Source organism: Bradyrhizobium sp. SZCCHNS3052, assembly GCF_032484495.1.
GTDB lineage: Bacteria > Pseudomonadota > Alphaproteobacteria > Rhizobiales > Xanthobacteraceae > Bradyrhizobium.
Genome location: NZ_JAUETB010000010.1, coordinates 146,948 through 165,902 on the forward strand (window position 1 = coordinate 146,948; position 18,955 = coordinate 165,902).

The window sequence follows — 18,955 nt, forward strand, 5'->3', positions numbered from 1 at the left end:
TCGAAATTGGCCGGTTTGGCCGCCGTCATCCCATGAAACCGGCCGGGTCTCAACTTTTTCGCAAGCCGTTGCGGCGGGCGGCCGCGGCGGACCCGGCGGGACAGGGTAAAGGCTTGTTCAGATTGACGAATCGGCGAGCGCGGCGGATCACCCGGAGCCCGCGCAAATTTCCTGCGGCGCAGCGGTTGAAATGGGCCGGCGCGCTCTGTAGACCACGGGCGCCGATCCGGAATCGCATGGCGCCCGCGCGCCATGCCGATCCGCCGGGCCTGATGGGGCGTAGCCAAGCGGTAAGGCAGCGGATTTTGATTCCGCCATTCGGAGGTTCGATCCCTCCCGCCCCAGCCAGATTTCCGGAGCCCAGTCGGTATCTTATATCTTTACGATTTTGTTGTTCTGAACCTCGCCAGGCGCCGCATTCCGAAACTCTGTTTGCGTTGTGTTCGCCAAAACGTGCGCTCGTCGTTTGCGTGCTGCCGCAAGGATGCGCGGAGCCGTGCGCTTGGCGTAGCCGGCGTTACTCCGGGCCAAGGATTCGGGATATCCCTGGCGAATTCGGCCGGGTACAGTCGACGAACCACGCGCCATGCCTTGCGGCACAGGCCAACGAATTTCTCGCCGCGCCGAAAGAGTGTGCTCTCGCCCGCGTCATCCCTGATGAACATTTCGTAGAGCTTATCAGCGGCACGCGGGGTGATACTCTTGATCGGCAAGCACCCGATGCGCTCGCCTCCTTTGTTGCGCACGTCGCAGATGGCTTGCATGCTGTGCTCGTAGCCGGGTCGCGAGCGCTTCGAGACCTCTTCGAGACATGCCTTTGTCTGCGCATATTCGCGGAAAAGCCAATCAACCGAGCCGACGCGCGCTACAGAAGCCTTTGGATCGGGGATGCCCTTTCGATTTTGGCATCGGCATCACTCCACGTCTCGTCGTCAGAATCACTGTCATCCGAAGGCAGCCGATCATTGGCACAATCAAGCTCTCCGACGTTCCATGCTCTTCGGCGAGCGCCAATGAGTGCGGGCTTCGGCATACTTCCTGCCTGCACCATCTGATCGAAGACGTTGAGGGAAGCGCAGATGCAAGCGGCTATGGCCTCACGGGTGATGAGCCGGGGCTTGAGCGATGACGAGAGAGACGTCCGCCTTGGCTCGGCGAGATCTTGGTAACAGAGCCTAGATTCTTCGTGCCCGTTCTATCTTTTTCGGCGTAGTTCGCTATCCTTGTTACGACATGAAAGATATCATCGTCATACGTCGATGTAGGTGCAATGGAGTTGCTGGAGATGAACAAGCAGGGTGGAGGCGTCGAGATCGCGAAGGGAAATCCCTTTCACGCAGATGTCGTCCGTATGCTCAGAGACGCAGACGAATATTATGCGTCGCTTTACCCGCAAGAAAGCAACCACTTGATCGATGTGAATGAGTTGGCGAAGGACGATACTCTTTTCTTCGTCGCTCAGATCAACGACAGGGTGATTGGCTGCACGGCCCTCGTCTTGTCACCTGACTATGGTGAGTTGAAACGCATGTATGTAGATCCTGCCTATAGGGGGCTGGGGGTCGCGCAAGATCTGCTGGATACGATCCTGCAGGCCTCGCGAGGGGCAGGGCTATCTTGTATTCGTTTGGAAACCGGGTACCTGCAGCATTCCGCGATAGCATTGTATCGAAAGAACAGCTTCTTCGAAATTCCGCCGTTTGGCGGTTACAGCATTGACCCGCTGAGCATATTCATGCAGCGCGACCTCTAGCAACCTGTTGAATGTCCCACAGGCATCTGCCTGCACTTTGGTGCCGACGTTGGATTCTGTCGTTGTCTTGGTCGTTGCGCGGTATTCGCTCTTCTGCGCGGCGGCCGCAGGCGGCCTATTGAGGTCAAGCTCGAACAGGAATTGAATCGGAGAGAAGGGCATAAGAACCCTGTCTTTCCATTTGAGGAGCATCAAGTGGACGCCAGTTCCCTAAGGGCTATGCGCTTCAACAGCAGCGCGGCACGCTCGATGTTGCGATCGTCGAAATCATATGAGGGGCTGTGCAGGCTGGCAGCACCGTCCGTCCCCTGACCAATCAAGCAATACGCCCCCGGGACCTTTTGTAGAAAGAACGAAAAGTCCTCTCCGGCCATGCTCGGACGAACGTTGCTCAGGATGTCGTCTTGATCAAGCAAGCTGTCTGCAACGCCGGTCACGAGAGCAGCGCGGTCCGCACGATTGATCGTGGCTGGATAGAGCCTTTTGTAGGTCACCAATCCCGTCAAATCATGGGCATCGCAGACGTGGTCCACGATATCTCGGATCTTCTTCTCAATAGTCGATTGAACGTCCGTACAATATGTACGTACCGTGCCGACACAGTCGACCCGATCGGGAATCATGCTGCCCTTGAGAGGGCTTCCGCCGTGAATGCCTCCGATAGATATGACGGCAGCCTCCCCGGGATCCACATAGCGCGATACGACGTTTTGCAGCATCGAGATGATGTTTGCGGTGGCAACGATCGGATCCCTCGTCTGGTGGGGAATTCCGCCATGGCCACCCGCTCCAAGGACGGAGATTTCGATCCGGTCCGCCGCGGCCATCACCGCCCCGCTATTGATGGCGATCTTTCCGATTGGAAGCCACGGCGCATTATGAATTGCATAGATCGAGCTGAGCGGGAATCTCTCAAGCAATCCATCTTCGATCATCGCTTTTGCACCCGCTCCCCCCTCCTCAGCGGGCTGAAAGATGCAACATACGGTTCCGGAAAACTCACGGTTCGCTGAAAGCTCTCGTGCGGTGGCGAGCAGAATGGCCATGTGGCCGTCGTGACCACACGCATGCATGCAGCCGCTGTTCTGCGACTGCCAAGCAAGACCCGTCTGCTCCGTCAATTCCAGGCCGTCCAACTCTGCCCTCAACCCCACATACTTTCTGGGGCCAGTCCCTTTGATGCCGCGAATGATGCCGACCACGCCGGTTCCGCCGATCCCGGTTTGTATCTCGTCGGCACCGAGCGCTTGCAGACACTCCACAACCATCGCCGACGTCTTGAGCTCCTTGTACCCTAACTCCGGAATCGAATGCAGCGCCCTGCGGATGCGTATCGCTTGATCGAGAGTGCCTGGCTGCAGTGCGTCACGCAATGACATATCATCTCCTTCGTCTCGAAGCGGGCGTCCTCGTCGCTGCGACCCGCTACGCCAGCCTCTGGATGTTCTCGGACAAGGCCATTGCCTCCGACCTTCCACGAACAGGAGCGAGTTGGTGAAACGACAGCATGTCCTCCAGGGCGGCCGCACAGGAAATGACGTCGTGGTCGCCATTTGTCGGCCCGATCACCTGCAGTCCTACTGGAAGACCCGACCGCGTCACACCGCAAGGCAGCGACAACGCAGGAAGACCGGCCACGGCCGCAACGTAGGTCAACGCTGTCCAGTCGAAATAGCCATCGAATACATGGCCTGCACATTCAACTACGGTCGGCTGATCGATCGGATGAGCCGGCACGATTGTCGACGGACATATCAAGAGATCGTATGTTTCGAAGAAATCAGCCACATGCTGCACGATGCGAACCCGCGCCTGTTCGGCTTCAAGCATCTGGTCGATCGTCAGCTGCAGCCCCTCGGTCACGTTCTCCCTGATATCGGTTGATCTCACCAGCGTACCCTGCTTCCTCAGGACGCTACCAAGGCTGCACGCCAATACGTAAGCACGCATCACTCGAAAACATCGCTGGACACCATCTAGATTCGGAGACGCCTGATCCACGACGACGCCATTGGCCTGAAGTCGCGCCGCGGCATTTTGCACGATGCAAGCGACTTCGGGGTCCACAGGGCCAATGTTCAGATCAGCGGAGAAGGCGACTCGCTTCGGCAACTTCTGGACTTCAGCCGCGCTGGCAAACGACCGCAATGGACGTGGTTTGGAAAGCAGATCCCTGTGGGTCTCGCCCGACATGGCGTCAAGGAACATTGCAAGATCGACGACGTTTCGTGCCATGGGGCCTTGGACCGCTAGCGTCTGATCAACGGATGCGCGGTTAGCCATCGCGACCCGCCCCGGCGACGGCCTCATCCCAACAACGCCACAAAAGCTCGCGGGAATGCGCAAGGATCCCCCCATGTCAGAGCCATGAGCAAGCCACGTCATATTCAACGCCAGAGCAGCAGCCGAACCGGAAGATGATCCCCCCGGCGAATATTTGACGTTCCACGGGTTCAAACACGGGTCAAAGACCGGATTCAGAGAATTGAATCCAACGCCGAGTTCAGGGACGTTGGATTTTCCAAATACAAGTCCCCCTTCATCCTCGATGTGCTGGACGACCGCATCAGTGAAGGCTGGAACATGATCGCTATATATGAGAGATCCGGCCGTCGATCGAACCCCGGACACTTTCTGAAGGTCCTTGATGACCAGCGGCAGGCCAGACAGTTGGCCGCGCTCGTCGCGAGGCTTCTGCATCAATTTTGATGCACGATCATGCGCCCTATCGAAGCAGAGCGTCGGCAGGGCGTTGACGGTCGAGTTGACCTCGCCGACGCGCTGTTCCACGGCATCAAGGCAATCATGCGGAGTCACGTCGCCGCGTCTAAGCAGGGACACGATCTCAACAGCCGAATAGTCGAGCAAGGCGTTCATCGCTGGTGTGCCCCTTCGAAGATGAGTAAAGCGGTGCCCGCCACTGCCGTGATTGCGCCCAGGAGCGAACTTGCATTCGGTCTCTCACCCCGCGTAAGCCAGAGCAGAAGCAGGAGCACCAGCGGCGTCGAGGACGCGTATGTCATCGATATTGCGATTTTTCCGCTCGTGATCGCCAGCATAAGAAGCGTCAGGCCGCCGCACATTCCAACGAGCGCACTCACAACGATCTTGGCGTAAACGGTAGCTGAGCTGGCGTCTGTCCTGATGTCGTCGCTGCGGGTCCGGCCCATGATGACAAACAATAGGGACGCTGCGCAGAACCGTATTGTCGTCGCCATGATGGGCGACGTTCCCGCCGTTACGACGGGAGTCGAGATCAGCGTGCCGATCGCCTGGCATCCGGCTGCAAGAACCGCCAATGCGACGCCCGTGTTCTGACGTTCGGCGTTGAGATGTCCATTCAGGGGAGCGCCGGCGCCTCCTCTGAAGGCAATGACAATCAACGCCCCAGTCATTACAAGAAGAATACCAACTCCCGCCTCTATCGTGGTCCTCTTGTGATAGATGGCAGCCTCCAGCACGGCGCCGATAACGACGTTGGACGAGAATATGATGCTGGTCTTCTTCGGCCCTATTTTGCTGATGGCGGCAATGAGAGACAGGTCGCCGACCACAATTCCAATGAGGCTCGATGCCGCGAGCGTCAGCGCGTCCGCGACACTCACGCGAAGCGGAACATCGGCGATGAACAGCACCGGTAGCATGAAAAAAGACGCGAAGATCATTCGCGTCTTCGTGAACTCGAAAACACCTGTGGTGCGACTGACGTCAGCGGCAATGAGGCTACTGATCGCCAGGCACGCAGCGGTTCCAAGCCCGGCAACTTCGACGCCGACCGTCATTCGACGTTAGCCGTCTCGACTGTTGCGTCATCAGACCTGGTATCATCTGGATAGATGTCTTCCATCGAGTTGTGCGTTATGGAATCCGACACCATGTCTTCCGGCGACGCAAACGTCAGGACCACAACGGTTCTCTTGGTAGATCCCGTCAGGGGCGCCACACGATGCAGTGTCGTATTCGCCTTCATAAAATAGCAATGTCCGCTGTTGACGTAGAGAGACCGAACGACGTTGTCTTGCAGGATCCGCCGGAGGTATGGCTCAGTCGAGCCTTTCTGCCATTCGACGTTCGAGAGGTACTCGACGCGTCCCCCGAGGAGCGGATCTGGAGCCTCAATGACAAAAATGAGGGCATAGGCATAATCGTCCCAATGCCATCCATGGGTGTCGCCAGGCTCGCACTGGCTGTTGATGATATACTCCTCGGGTCGGTAAGGAACCCGTTCAATGTTCTCACCGGCGAGCTTCCGGAGGAAGGAGAGAACCGCGTCGCTATTGAAGATGGCCGGAATAATCCCGTCATGTTGACAAATAGCGTCACGCCCGACGCTGCTGTAGGCTCTTGGTGTGTTGCCGCTTTCCTTGATGGTCAGCTTTCGCCGCTTCGACTCCCGGTCGAGCAGGATATTGGCTTCGCTGGTGAGCGCTTCGACCATATCCTTCGGAAGAAGCTGATCGATGACAGCGACGTGATTGCTCCTGAACGTTTGTGACAGCTGATCGATGGCGGCTTGCGACAGGCCGCCAATGTGACTGGCTAGGCGCAGCTCGGTGTCTGTGGGCGTGCAGTTTGCTGACAGATTCATTGCAACCTCAAGTTCGCTGCTGAAAGAGCCAGGGCGGATCCCCCCGCCCGAGGACGTGCGGCTATGCATCGCGCGCGTCGCGACTGCCTCCGTCGTTCTGTACGGTGCCTGTGGGCCATGGAAGTATCGATACCGTATTTTTCGGATATGGCCGCCCGCGGTGGTCGTCGGTAGCTATGGACGACAGGGCATTGGGCTCGCTCTGCTTCGCGTTGAAGGCGACAAATCACAAAGGATGGCGTCGGTGAGCGAGAGCCAAGCAGGATGCGGCGCGATATTGCGAATGTTCGACGCGGCTCCCTGACGTTCAGTATCGTGTCGCGAAATTAAGGAGTGCGTCTCCGACGGACATCCTCCCTACGTCACGCCGCCTGTTCGGCGTTCATCGCCGGTGCCGTTCGCCGCGGCGCTGCTTGCCTGCTAATCACCGTGTCATCCACCGCCGCTCGGAGCTCTCTCTCAAGCCACCTCGACTTCACCGACGATGTGTTCGCTCAATAGAGTGGAATCAGCGATGATGAATTATGAAGGCATATTTGTCCGGGCGATCGACGCTCTTCGTGAGGAAAGGCGATATCGGACATTTGCCACTCTGGTGCGCAATCCCGAGACTGCGCCGACTGCGCTCTGGCGACCGCCGGGCGAGACACGAGCACCACAGCCCGTCACCGTCTGGTGCTCCAATGACTATCTCTGCATGGGCCTGCATCCGGATGTGATCGAAGCGTCCACGGAAGCGTCCCGGAGCTTTGGCACGGGCGCGGGAGGAACAAGGAACATCTCCGGCACGCACCAAAAAATCGTAGAGTTGGAGCAGGAGCTGGCCAGTCTGCATGGAAAGGAGGCGGCGCTCGTCTTCACGTCAGGCTGGGTATCGAACTTCGCAGCAATCTCCACCATCGGGACTCTGTTGCCGGACTGCGTGATATTTTCAGACGCGGACAACCATAACTCGATCATTGAGGGTATCAGCCGCTCGAGATGCGAGAAGAAGATCTGGCGTCATAACGACGTGAGGCATCTTGAGCAGCTGCTTGCCACGGAGCCCCGCAATCGCGCAAAACTCATCGTATTTGAAAGTCTCTATTCGATGAGCGGCAGTATTGCGCCCATCGGCGGGATCGCTGCTCTCGCTGAACGGTACGGTGCCATGACCTACATCGACGAAGTTCATGCCGTGGGGCTGTATGGACCTCAAGGTGGGGGCATTTGCGATCGAGACGGCCTCGCAGATCGGATCGACGTCATTCAAGGTACGCTCGCCAAAGGGTTCGGATCGCTTGGCGGCTATGTCGCCGCAAATGCATCGATCGTCGATTCAATCCGAAGCTATGCGCCGTCGTTCATCTTCACGTCGACGATACCGCCACACGTCGCCGCGAGCGCAACGGCGGCGGTACGGCATCTGCGCCGGTCCAAGGCCGAACGCGACCAACAGCAAGCGGTGACGCGCAGGGTCCGGCGTGCGCTTCAGGCCGCGCGCCTGCCGGTCATGGCCAATGAATCGCATATCATCCCGGTCGTGGTAGGCGACGCGCAGAAATGTACCGCCGCGAGCCAGATGCTGTTGGAACGACACGGGATATATGTTCAGCCTATAAATTATCCGACTGTGAGCAAGGGCACGGAGCGGCTTCGTCTGACTCCGACACCGGCCCATCGAGACGTGCACATCGACCTGCTGGTCGCCGCTCTCTCTGATGTCTGGGCGTCTCTCGAGCTTCCGTACGATGAACGGGCCGCGCGATCTCCGATCGTTGGCATGACGGACGACGCGGTCAATCCGAAAGACATGACGAATCAGCGGTCGGTTCCGGCGGAGTAAAGGCGGACGCACCGCGCGTCGTGACGATGCGGCATCAGGCATGACGAGGGCGGATACATGACGCATTCCAAGTACAAGATCCTGTTCGTAACGCAGCACTATCATCCAATTCATCTGGCAGACGACCGGATCTATATTGTTGAACCCATCCAGTACGAAGTGCTGGCGTCCATGCTGGACAAGGATGAGGTGGACATTTCTCTGCTGGATCAGCGCCTTGATCGCCGCCCGTTGGCCCTGCTCGAGACGATAAGGCGCCTGCGTCCGAACTTCGTCGGATTCACGTCTTGGACGATGCATGTCGACCTCGTGCGGATGCAGGCGGCGCTGGTCAAGCAGATCGACCCTTCGATCATCGTTGCGGTAGGGGGGCATCATGCTAGCCTAAGTCCGTCCGACTTTGCGGACCCCAACATTGACTACGTCATGATGGGAGAGGCTTATCTCTCTTTCCGGGATCTGATCCTGCGCTGCCGGGAAAGCGAGCGTAACGTAGCTGATCTGGCAGGCGTTGCCTGGCAGGACAACGGCAAATTCTTCTCGAACGGCAAGGCGGTCGTTCCGAAGTCCTTCGATCTCGACAGCCTCCCCCTCCCGGACCGAAGCATCCTCGGCAAATATAAGGGCAGATACTATCACCTCTGGTGGAAGCCGGTTGCTGCCCTGAGGACGTCCATGGGATGTCCCGCAAGATGCTCGTTCTGCAATTTGTGGCGGCCGAACCTCGGAAAGTATCTAACGTGGAGCCCGGAATACATCGTCGAGTATCTCAAGACGATCGAGGAGCCGTATGTCATATTTACAGACGACCACTTCTTCGGGGACGGGCGCCGGGCGCACGCCATTGGTGAAGCGATCCTTCGGGCGGGCATCAAGAAGGAGTACTTGTTCTACAGTCGGGCGGACGCGATTGTCAGAGACCCGAGCCTGGTCGCGCTGTGGTCGCGGGTTGGGCTCAAGCGCCTTCGGATGGGTCTGGAGAGCTATTCCGATTCCGAGCTCGGTGCCATGGAAAAGGGCAGCTCCGTGGCGCACAACGACAGGGCCATCGAGATTCTCAAGAAGAATGATGTCTTGATCGAAGGCCTGTTCATCGTCGGTGTCGACTACAAAAGAGAACAGTTCGAAAACTTGACGAGCTACATCCGCAGCCGAAAAGTCGATATCCCGAACATCACTGTCGCGACGCCGATGCCGGGGACGACAGACTACGCCAAGAACGAAGACGCGCTCATTTACAAGAATCCGACGTACTACGATTTTCAGCACGCCGTGCTCCCCACAAGGCTCGATATCAAGGAGTTCTGCCATCTCTATGGGAAGATGCTGCTCAAGGTCCAGAGACCGCCACTCGAGCAGATCCGGCGCATAGGTCTGTTCAAATTCATTTGTAACGTTCCGTCATTCTGGATCTACTTTCTTCGCGTCTACACGTCTTACAAGCACTACGGCTACGTAGAGCGAAGCGGGGGCGAACTTCCAACACTTCCATGGGTTGATATGCGGCGCGGAAGCTGCGGCGGTGACGCGGTAGCGGACAAGAAATATGGCTCCGTCGACATCGACAAGGTGTTTCCGACAGGGGTTCCGTCATGACGGACGAGGCCGACGTCACGAATGATATCAAGCTGCGCTTCGGACGCCCCGACGATTTTGCCGCGCTTAGGTCTCTGCGGGGCGAGGTGTTCTGCGATGAGCTTGGGATTCAGGAGCGATCCTATCACGACGTCATTTTCGATTGGTATTCGAAGAATGTCGTTTTGCTTGCGGGCAACCGTTTGATAGGTGCTGTTCGTCTTGCCTACATCCGAGATTGGCAGGAGTACTATGTCAGCTACCTATGCCTCGCGGCGCAATACCGCCGGAAAGCGCATCTGCGGCTGTTGTTCGGAGCCATTATTCTGCTCATGAAGCGAAATGGGATCAGGTCAATCAGGGCGGATTCGTCCGACGCAAATCTGATGATGTATCAGGCGATGGGGTGCGTTCCCATCGGAGGAAAGTTCAAGAAGCCAGGATTTGTCTGCGACTGGACACCGATGCGCTACGACATTGGTGTCAATGCAGCGGCGGAGGAGAGTCTTTCAGAACGCGCGGCGGCTCATTTTGAACCGTGGACCGAGAGCGATCTGACATGGGTGTTCGACACCGTGTTTCATCGGTGTGACACCGCGTCGGCATTCGGGGCGACTTTCGAGGCCCTTCTCGAAAAGGATCTGATCCCTGGGCATCTGCCGTATCTGGCTCGTCCCGACCGGGTGATCGACCTGCCGCACGATGAGGCGTTTACGCGTCATCTGAGGACAGTCGAGGTGCGGTCAGATGACGATGAATTCTTTTCGGCAACTTCAACAGCATCTCCCACTCGCCCTGCCTGCCCGGATCGCACGACCATCACCGCGAGCAGTCGGTTCGCGCATCTGAATGCTCGGTTTTCGTCCAAGACCCTGGTGGCGGTTCTTGTCGACTCGGAGGCGTTGGTCTTCGCGCGACTATACGCTGTCCTGACCTGCAAGCGTCTGGTCGAGTTGAACGATTGGGGGGAACTGCCCTCTCTCTGCCCACCGTCCGTATCGAGCGTGACTGCCATTATCGGACCGGCTGATCGGGCGCTGCCGAAGGCGGTTTTATCGGCAGCGCAACGCCGATGCGCTATCGGGCTCCTGAGCGCCGCGGACCTGCCGGCTCTCTCGTCGACGTTGCTCGGCTCGTATCTGAACTTCATTGGACCAACACAAGTCGCGATCGCGGTCCATCCGGCGGGTCTTGCGTCGTACGAGGCGCCGACAGGCGAGTGCGGTCGTGGGCTCGGCCCAGGTTTGTGGAGCCTCGCCGGTGGACCAGAAATGACCGTCGTCGCGATTGGCCCGTATCATTTGCTCATCGTGCCCGCCAGGATATGCCGAGCTGCCGTAGCGGCCATTTCAGAATTTCTCAAGGTTGGCTATGCCATCGGACAATCAGTCCGATTGGTCCGCGAGGAGTGCCTGGGCGATGAGCCGATCCTGCTGATGGGAGATCCGAGCCTTCGCCTCGATGTCGCCCCGTCAGAGAAGAACGTGGAGGCGACGTGGCGCTTGGCGGCCGTCTCGAACTGATGTTCGTGCTGAACAACTCATTTTCGATGCCTGCTTTCACGGCCGCGGTGGTGACAGGGACGCTATGCGTTGTTGGGCCGTGTTTTCTTTTCGGGCTGGCGCTGGTCGCGACGATCTTCGTGCGCGCGATGCCAAGGCGATCGGGTGAACGCAGGCTTGCCGGGTTGGGGAACGAGGTCAGGATTTATCACGACAAGCATGGCGTTCCCCATATCTTCTCGGAGAATTTTCAGGATGCCGCGCGGTGCCTGGGTTACCTGCACGCAAGCGAGCGCCTGTTTCAGATGGAAATTCACCGACGTGCTGGACAAGGGCGACTTTCCGAAATCTTCGGGGCGGATTTCGTCGACACAGACAAAATCATTCGTGTTCTAGGTCTCTACCAGCTGGCCAAGACCAGCTTTGCCGCGCTTGCGCCGGAAACTCAATCCACGCTTTCGGCCTATGCGGACGGCGTCAATGCATTCTTGTCGACGCACCGAAGCAAACTGCCGTTTGAGATGGTCTGGTTGAGATTCCGGCCGGAGCCATGGTCTCCCATTGATTCAATCGTGTGGGGCAAGCTCATGGCTTGGCAAATGAGCCGGAACTATCTCGCCGAGCTGAATCGAGCCGAGTTGACCAGCAGAATCGGAACGGTCGATGCCGGCCCGTTCTATCCCGATCCCATGCGGGGCAAGACTGGACCATCGGCGTCGGGTGGGTCTGGTGGCTCGCGCGGACAATCCGACTTTTCAGACAAGATGGGAGCGCTGCTCGGATTGGCCAATGGCGCTTCAAATGCTTGGGTCGTCGCCGGCGAGCGAACCACCAGCGGCCACCCGCTCCTCGCGAACGATCCGCATCTTGACGTGTCGTCGCCAGTGCTCTGGTTTTTATGCCGGATCGTCACCCCCGAAGGATGGGTGAAAGGAGCCGGAGTACCAGGCGTACCGATGATCCTGCTTGGACAGAACGAGAGCTTCGCCTGGGGAACCACGGCGGCGATGTCCGACGTTCAGGATCTGTTCGTGGAAACTCTGGATCCGGCGGATCCGACCAAATATCTTGCGCAGGCTGGCTCTCACGCATTTGACAGGCATGAAGAGACGATCCGAGTCCGAGGTCGGCCCGACGTCAAATTCGCCATCCGCAAGTCGCGGCATGGCCCGGTGCTATCCGATGCTGTCCCGCGTCTTGCCGCGCTGGCGGGCAGCGATGGCGTCATCGCGCTATCCTTCAGCGGGCTCGGAGATTGTGACCGCACTGCCGAGGCGTTTCTGAAGCTCAATCGGGCGCGGAATTGGGAGGAGTTCAAGGATAGTTTGCGGCTGTACGAAACGCCTGCGCAGAACATGTTCTACGCCGACGTCGCCGGCAATATCGGTGTCATGAGTCTAGGGCGGGTCCCAGTGCGCAAGTCGGAATATGGCCTGCATCCCGCGGCGGGATCAACGGGTGATGCAGACTGGTCAGGCTACGTTCCGTTCGAGCAGATGCCGCACTCGTTCAATCCGGCCTGTGGCTATATCCATAATGCGAATGGTCGACCGGCCTGGTGTGGGCACGATGTCTTTATGGGATGCGATTGGGAAGAGCCGTATCGGACACAAAGAGTCCAGCAGTTTTTCGACAACATCAGATTGCACTCGCTGGAAACATCTGCCCAAATGCAGGCCGACATTCTATCTCTCGCCGCTCAGGATCTTCTGCCGATTTTGCTTCGAGCAACCCCGTCCAGTCCACTGGGACGGCAAGCCCTCGCGCTGCTCTCGAAGTGGGACGGCACGATGCACAAGGACTGGGCAGAACCGCTCATTTTCAACGGGTGGATGCAGGCGCTCCGACGAATGCTGATCGATGACAAGGCGAAGGTGAAGCTTGAGTATGTCGGGCCATGTGCGGCTTCGCTCCTCAGGAAGCTTATCCTGGAGCATCCCAAATGGTGCGCTTCGGGCGAAGAGACGGATCTGGAATGTCGTGCATGTCTGACGCGGGCTCTCGAAGAAGCTATGGCGATGCTCTCGAGGCGCCGCGGATCTGACCTGACGAAATGGCGGTGGGGAGACGAGCACATCTCGACGCTTTCGCACGTCTTCTACTCGCGGATACCGATCTTCAGGTCATTGAGCGAGCTTGGCGTCGGAAGTGGCGGGGACCTGTATACGCTCAACAGCGGAGGTGCTCTGCAGCCGCACCATGATCGCCCGTTCGAGCGGAAACACGTTCCGACATTTAGAGCCCTATATGATCTCGGCGATCCGGATCGGTCCCGCTTCATGATCGCGACCGGCCAATCTGGCCATATCTTCTCGCGCTTTTACGGAAACCTGACGCCGCTTTGGAACGAAGGCGAGTCGATCACGCTGGCTGGCGATGAGTTGGCCTTGCAGCGTGAAGGCGCGACTCTCATGAGATTTATTCCGTAGGGCTGACAGGGCAGTCACATGGCGGTCGAGGAAGCATCTTTGGTCAAATCGGGTGATACGGAAGCCGATTCCTCGGGCGCGCCGTTGCCGCCGGTTGACTCAGGGTCCAGTCGATCAAGTCCCTATGTTTCGGGGCTGATCGCAGTCATGTTTTGGGGAACGACTCCGGCCGCGACGGTACTGGTCGCCCATGACATGCCCTCATCGTTGATCGGGCCGTCCAGACTTCTCCTGGCCGCGGTCTTCCTCCTACCAATGGTTCTCCTGCTTCGGCCGCCGCTTCCGACCGATAGGGGAGGTTGGATTGCCGTCGCGATCAACGGTATGATCGGGTTCGGTGGTTCGTTCTTTCTGCAGGGTCTGGGCTTCTCGCGAACGTCGACTTCGCACGCGGCTCTCATCTTGGCTTGCGCTCCGGTGTTTACATCCATCATCCAGCATGTGCTGTCCCGGACATTTCCCCGCACTCTTTGGCTGATCGGAAGTGCGATGGCATTGTGTGGTGAGACGTTTCTGATCGGCGCTCGTTCGAACGGCGATGTCTTCGGCAGTGGAACAATGGTGGGCGACGTCATCGTTCTCATCGGCACCATTACGGTCAGCATTGGATATGTTGCAGGCGCTCGCGCATCTGCGCGAATTGGCCTGTTCGGAGCGACGGCATGGTCGATCATCTTCGGTGCTGCTCTTGTGACGCCGCTGTTGCCCTCTGTCCTGGAGGCGATCTCCGGGGTGACGGTCGTAGGAGGAGGGGCCCTGTTCTTTCTTGCGGTCTTTTGCACCTTGATCGGATTCGCCGCATGGTTCTGGGCTCTGGACAAGGGAGGCGTCTCGGCGATTGCGCCTCTGCAGTTCGGACAGCCGATCGTATCACTCTTGATAGCCGTGATCTTTCTGGGAGAGCAGCTTTCGATGAGCATTTTTGCTGCAGTTGGATTGGTTCTCACGGGGGTATACTTCTGTCGAAAGTCGGCGTGAGAGGTCGTATCCCGCGAGGTGGGTCGCCGGTTAGCAATGCGGCTCTTGATGTGCGTTCCGCAATAGCGGCTGGGCGAATTGCTGTGCTGGATGAATGCGGTTGCAGGTTGTTGTTGTCAGCGAGCCGGACCGCAAGGTCGAAGAACAGCGTTTCGTTCAAGAACTCGTCGCGGATCTCTGCATCCGGTTCATCATGACGCTGCGGGTGAGCTCGGTACTTTGTCCGAGACGATCGCGCCCGGCTTGCCGTCCGGTGCGACAATCGCAGTCAGCCCGCGCTTCCTGTCGCCCGAGAGCGAAGTATCGGCAAATGCTCCCAGCCATTCCGCGGTGACGATCGTCGATCGCACAGCTGTCAGCGCGAACGCTGGCTCGGCACGCTCTTGGCGCGGCGGACCGCAAACTGCTGATCGGCACTCGAACTGCCGAGCTCTCGTCCTTGGACGGGGCTTACCGCCTGCAGGTGCTTGCGGGCGGCTCGCTGTAGCCAACAGCCAGAAGGCAACTTGGGCCCGGAATGAGAGGTCTGGTTAGGTCACCGGGGTCGCCGCGCTGTAGGTGCGGTTGGCGCCGTCCACCTGCAAGGAGCATAGATCCAACGGCTCGGGTACAATCTCTCGTTGCGCGTGAAGTACCCCGGTCCTGCGCAGCGCTCCTGCGCAGATGTGACGTTTTGCTTTGGAAGCGGCGAGGTCTCGGAGGGATGGTTGGTCTAAGATGTCAGTGTCGATTCCCAAGCATTTGCGCGATGTAGATACCGTACGGTCAGAGACTCTCGCCTCCAACGCAAGGGTCGGTCGCCCATCAAAGACCACGGGATCGGCGAGTGGTTGCGCATTCCATCCAAGCCGGTTCAGCCGCCGTACCCAACCCGGCTTGGATTGCGCGATAAGACCCGTGATGCCGAGGTACTGGCATATCTCTGCTATGGCGACCATCAGTCGACGCGAGGCTAGAACGTCACCGTTTCCGATCTCGGACCTGGCGCAAAGACGGGTCCATTCGAAGATGTCCGGCGCCTTCGGATATGATCGCCCCCGCACCAGCTCCGGATACACGTGCGACAGGAGATGCGGCCTGGTCGTCGGAAGAAGCCGCGAGTACGCCATCACCCGTCCGTCGTGGATATCAACTACATGCAGCGCATCATCACCATCAAACTGGTCCCGATCGCGCCGGTCCGGCTTGACAAGGCTTGACCACGCAAGCGCTTCCACGAAGATCCTATATCTAAGATCGTAGATTTCATCCATAAGGCTGGGGGTCGCCAGTTTTGAATCCTCGTAGAACGCAAATATCATCATGGTCTCCTCGGGTAGGGAGACCAACCGATCATTTTGCAGAAGTATTGGCGATGCCGTTCTAGTACAGTATTTACTTCATACCGGCTTTAGCGAACCGTTCAATATCGCGATGCGGACGGCCTCTGTTCGGCTGCCGGCGCGAAGCTTCGACATCGCGTTGCGAAGATATTGATCGACGGTTCGCTTGGAAAGACGAGCCTCAAAGGCGATTTCCTTGGATTTCAGGCCGTGCATCGCCCAATGTAGGCATTCCAGTTCGCGCGGCGCGAGCACGCACGCTCGCTCCTCTTTCGCCGTTGCAGGTCTTTTCGCGTGTATCATTTGGTCGACACGCTGATGACTGAGTAACGCCATGAAATGAAGATTGTGCCGATCGCTTCGCTGCAGCGGCTTGGCGCCCGTCGCAAACGATACGCAGGTTGTGCGCATTTGCGGACCGTGGATCGGGACCGTGAAGCCGTCAATCAGTCCTGCGTCCCTTGCTTCGTCCATGAGCTTTCGTTGTTTTGCGGTGAGCGGCTGAACCGCACACTCCTCGCTCCAGACGTACGGCGTCGCTCTTTCCCGAAGCAGTTGGGCAATCGGGTCTATATGGACATAATTTCTCTCATTATAATATCTGATCCAGGCATCATTCCAGCCACGTAGCTGGATATGAGGCTCGAGGATTTCCATTCGGCTCGGCAGGTCAGCGATAAAGACGCCGGTCACTCCGAAGCGCTCAGTGGAGGCTAGAAGCAGCTCGAGTAGGCTGTCGATGCTAGTAGCATCAGCGATAGCTTCGCCGTAGGCCTGAGGGATCTCAAACATTGCCTTCTGTCTCGAACGCAAAGTAGTCAGGATACTGCCGATAGCTGACGGATATCTCTCGTCCGGACAGTCACCCTAGAAGTTCGCGAGTCGCCACACATTCAACCAGCGCACCTCTTCCCGACGTTCCGTTCAGAAATTCCTCGTCTCGCCCGCGCGGTCGTGCACAAAAAAATTGGAGAGTCGCTTCTTCGACATGCCCTACAACCTCTGCGGATGATTAGCAGTGACGGTATAGGAATGCAACCGTTCTGGTTTCCTTGGAATGGTTTTTTGCAGATTGAATGGCAATCTGGTCGGAGCGGTGCGTCGAATGTCTGCCGTACGACTCTGGTAATCGGCCGCAGACATCAAGAAAGCTGTGGCGAAACCCATTCACCGATTCCTCTGCTGGGCGGCTCTCGCTGCCATCAAACGCGACCGAACGATAATGAACGGCCAGAAGCCGGCGGCCCCGACGTCCTGGGTAGGAGACGAGAGTGTCAGCGAATACACGTATTGATTGACGATGAGAAGACTGATCCAGCCAGCACTTGAAAAGCGGTCTGCAAGCGCAGCGTTTTTTCGCCATCAACGCGAACAGCCGGCCTGCTGAACCGATCGCGCCGCGCGTCGGGATACGACGCGTTCATTGAGAAGGCAAACAACCGATTGATATTGCGGCAGTTCGTCTCGACGATTTGCCAAAATGGCTTTGATATCGTTGCATCATCAAACTGATTTTGAATCCGCCATGCGGCCTCTCATCCAGCAGCGTGGCCCGACGTCATGGAATCGTCATTGGTGGAATGACCATGGAAGTTGCTGGCAAGTCATATGCCTCTTAATCAGCGGGTCCTAGGTTCGAGCCCTATGCGCCTGCCGCCAACAATCTATGGTTGTGTTTGATCCAAGGCCTGAACTGCAGGCCTCGTACGGGCAATCTTCAACACGGTGGGTGAGATCGATTATGTCGTCGGTGACGTGCCCGTGGTTGCTCACTCTGCTCGAACCAAGGAGCGCGACATCAATCGACGCCCGTGAGGCCGGCACATCGAGACTGTGAATAGCTCGGATCAAAACGATCAATTTTACGAATGATCTGGGATCGCTCATCAATGACGCGATCGGTCGGGCGCGGGCGCGTCGCCGTGAGGTCGGTCGGGGGCAAGCTCGTTTCGTAGAAAACGCGCCACCAAGGGGGGATTCATGACAAGAGGACTGCAGCGGTCCGCTTCCGCAGCGTTGATGTTGGCCGGGATGATCCAGGGTGCGTGGGCCGCCGAGAACGCGGCCACCAACTATCCGGCGGGCTCGCCCGGCGTGTTCATTGCGTCGTTTCCGCCGATCCCGGGCCTGTTTGCGATCAGCCAGACCAGCTACACCAGCGCCAACGGCCTGTATGACGGGCAGGGCAAAAAGCTGCCGATCGACTTCAAGCTCTCCGCCGTGTCGGAGACGATGCGGTTTCTCGCCAGTTATCCCGGCGACTTTTTCGGCGCCCATGTCTATTCGCAGCTCGTGGTGCCCTTCGTCCATCTCGAAAGCACCAATCCCGGCGGATCGTTCCAGGCCAACGGCCTTGCCAATCTGACCTTCTCGCCGATCATTCTGAGCTGGGCGCTGTCGCCCGTGCAGACCTTCACGGTCGGCCTGGACATCATGCCCAACACCGGCACCTATTCGGCGCGGCAGCCCCTCAACGTCGGCACGAACTACACCACCATCTCGCCCGTCCTCGCCTATCGCTATGCCGATCCGAAGGGCTTCGAATTCGCCGTCTCGCCACGTCTGCTGCTCAACGGCACCAATACCGATTCGGTCAACGCCTTCACGCAGCTGACCCAGCAGTACCGCAGCGGTGATGCGCTGGTGGTCGACTTCAACGCGGGCTATAATATCGGCGCCTGGAAGCTCGGCGTCGTCGGTGGCTATACGCATCAGTATCAGGACGACAAGATCAACGGCGTCAAGGCATTCAATTTCGCCGGGGTGCAGGACGGCAACCGGTTGCGCTCGATCAATGCAGGCCCGTCGCTGACCTATAATGCGGGTCCCTTCCAGATCAACGTGAACTACCAGCATACATTCTACGTCGAGAACGGCAGCCGCGGCGATACGGTCTGGGCCAATCTGGCATTCCCGATCTGGGTGCCCGCGCCGCCGCCCGGAGCCGGACCGATCAAGCGCTGACTCGCGCAAGCTGGATTGA

The 18,955-nt window shown here is 58.2% G+C and carries 14 protein-coding genes and 1 tRNA gene; 8 read left to right on the forward strand and 7 right to left on the reverse strand.

What is annotated here, in order from left to right:
• Nucleotides 1-273 precede the first annotated feature (273 nt).
• Nucleotides 274-348 (forward strand) — tRNA-Gln (locus QX073_RS26070).
• Between the two features lie 32 nt (nucleotides 349-380).
• On the opposite strand, the gene QX073_RS26075 is transcribed toward QX073_RS26070, so the two are convergent.
• On the reverse strand, nucleotides 381-764 hold the full coding sequence (locus QX073_RS26075) for a hypothetical protein (RefSeq protein ID WP_316226611.1): 384 nt from the start codon (nucleotides 762-764) through the stop codon (nucleotides 381-383).
• Between the two features lie 521 nt (nucleotides 765-1,285).
• Here QX073_RS26075 and QX073_RS26080 point away from each other — a divergent pair.
• On the forward strand, nucleotides 1,286-1,753 hold the full coding sequence (locus tag QX073_RS26080) for a GNAT family N-acetyltransferase (protein ID WP_316226612.1): 468 nt from the start codon (nucleotides 1,286-1,288) through the stop codon (nucleotides 1,751-1,753).
• 191 nt (nucleotides 1,754-1,944) lie between these two features.
• Here the strand turns inward: QX073_RS26080 and QX073_RS26085 are convergent, their stop codons facing one another.
• Genes QX073_RS26085 through QX073_RS26100 form a run of 4 tightly spaced genes read right to left on the reverse strand, consistent with a single transcriptional unit; the run spans nucleotide 1,945 to nucleotide 6,341 of the window.
• On the reverse strand, nucleotides 1,945-3,132 hold the full coding sequence (locus QX073_RS26085; protein WP_316226613.1) for an amidohydrolase: 1,188 nt from the start codon (nucleotides 3,130-3,132) through the stop codon (nucleotides 1,945-1,947).
• Nucleotides 3,133-3,178: 46 nt separating this feature from the next.
• Nucleotides 3,179-4,630: an amidase gene (locus QX073_RS26090; RefSeq protein WP_316226614.1), complete on the reverse strand. Its 1,452-nt coding sequence runs from the start codon at nucleotides 4,628-4,630 to the stop codon at nucleotides 3,179-3,181.
• Nucleotides 4,627-5,535 carry a DMT family transporter gene (locus tag QX073_RS26095; RefSeq protein ID WP_315828099.1) on the reverse strand — a complete coding sequence of 303 codons (909 nt, stop codon included), beginning with the start codon at nucleotides 5,533-5,535 and terminating at the stop codon, nucleotides 4,627-4,629. Before QX073_RS26095 ends, QX073_RS26090 begins: the two co-directional genes overlap by 4 nt.
• Nucleotides 5,532-6,341 (reverse strand): hypothetical protein, encoded by an 810-nt coding sequence (locus tag QX073_RS26100; RefSeq protein ID WP_315828100.1) that lies wholly within the window; start codon nucleotides 6,339-6,341, stop codon nucleotides 5,532-5,534. The genes QX073_RS26095 and QX073_RS26100 overlap by 4 nt, the downstream gene beginning before the upstream one ends.
• Nucleotides 6,342-6,858: 517 nt before the next feature.
• Between QX073_RS26100 and hemA the strand changes: the two genes are divergently transcribed.
• The 5 genes from hemA to QX073_RS26125 are packed head-to-tail and all read left to right on the forward strand — an operon-like array spanning nucleotide 6,859 to nucleotide 14,650.
• The gene (gene hemA, locus QX073_RS26105; RefSeq protein WP_315828127.1) at nucleotides 6,859-8,166 is read left to right on the forward strand and encodes a 5-aminolevulinate synthase; all 1,308 of its coding nucleotides are present in this window, start codon (nucleotides 6,859-6,861) and stop codon (nucleotides 8,164-8,166) included.
• Between the two features lie 57 nt (nucleotides 8,167-8,223).
• Entirely contained in the window at nucleotides 8,224-9,762 is a 1,539-nt protein-coding gene (locus QX073_RS26110) for a B12-binding domain-containing radical SAM protein (RefSeq protein WP_315828101.1), read from the forward strand.
• On the forward strand, nucleotides 9,759-11,264 hold the full coding sequence (locus tag QX073_RS26115; RefSeq protein WP_315828102.1) for a hypothetical protein: 1,506 nt from the start codon (nucleotides 9,759-9,761) through the stop codon (nucleotides 11,262-11,264). Before QX073_RS26110 ends, QX073_RS26115 begins: the two co-directional genes overlap by 4 nt.
• Nucleotides 11,237-13,672 carry a penicillin acylase family protein gene (locus QX073_RS26120; RefSeq protein WP_316226615.1) on the forward strand — a complete coding sequence of 812 codons (2,436 nt, stop codon included), beginning with the start codon at nucleotides 11,237-11,239 and terminating at the stop codon, nucleotides 13,670-13,672. Before QX073_RS26115 ends, QX073_RS26120 begins: the two co-directional genes overlap by 28 nt.
• Nucleotides 13,673-13,690: 18 nt before the next feature.
• Nucleotides 13,691-14,650, forward strand: a complete 960-nt coding sequence (locus tag QX073_RS26125; protein ID WP_315752036.1) for a DMT family transporter — start codon at nucleotides 13,691-13,693, stop codon at nucleotides 14,648-14,650.
• 530 nt (nucleotides 14,651-15,180) lie between these two features.
• On the opposite strand, the gene QX073_RS26130 is transcribed toward QX073_RS26125, so the two are convergent.
• Nucleotides 15,181-15,951: an acyl-homoserine-lactone synthase gene (locus tag QX073_RS26130; protein ID WP_316170679.1), complete on the reverse strand. Its 771-nt coding sequence runs from the start codon at nucleotides 15,949-15,951 to the stop codon at nucleotides 15,181-15,183.
• Between the two features lie 78 nt (nucleotides 15,952-16,029).
• The gene (locus tag QX073_RS26135; RefSeq protein WP_315715569.1) at nucleotides 16,030-16,764 is read right to left on the reverse strand and encodes a LuxR family transcriptional regulator; all 735 of its coding nucleotides are present in this window, start codon (nucleotides 16,762-16,764) and stop codon (nucleotides 16,030-16,032) included.
• Nucleotides 16,765-17,952: 1,188 nt separating this feature from the next.
• Here QX073_RS26135 and QX073_RS26140 point away from each other — a divergent pair.
• Nucleotides 17,953-18,936, forward strand: coding sequence for a transporter (locus QX073_RS26140; RefSeq protein ID WP_315715570.1), 984 nt, complete (start codon nucleotides 17,953-17,955; stop codon nucleotides 18,934-18,936).
• The last annotated feature ends 19 nt before the right edge of the window (nucleotides 18,937-18,955 follow it).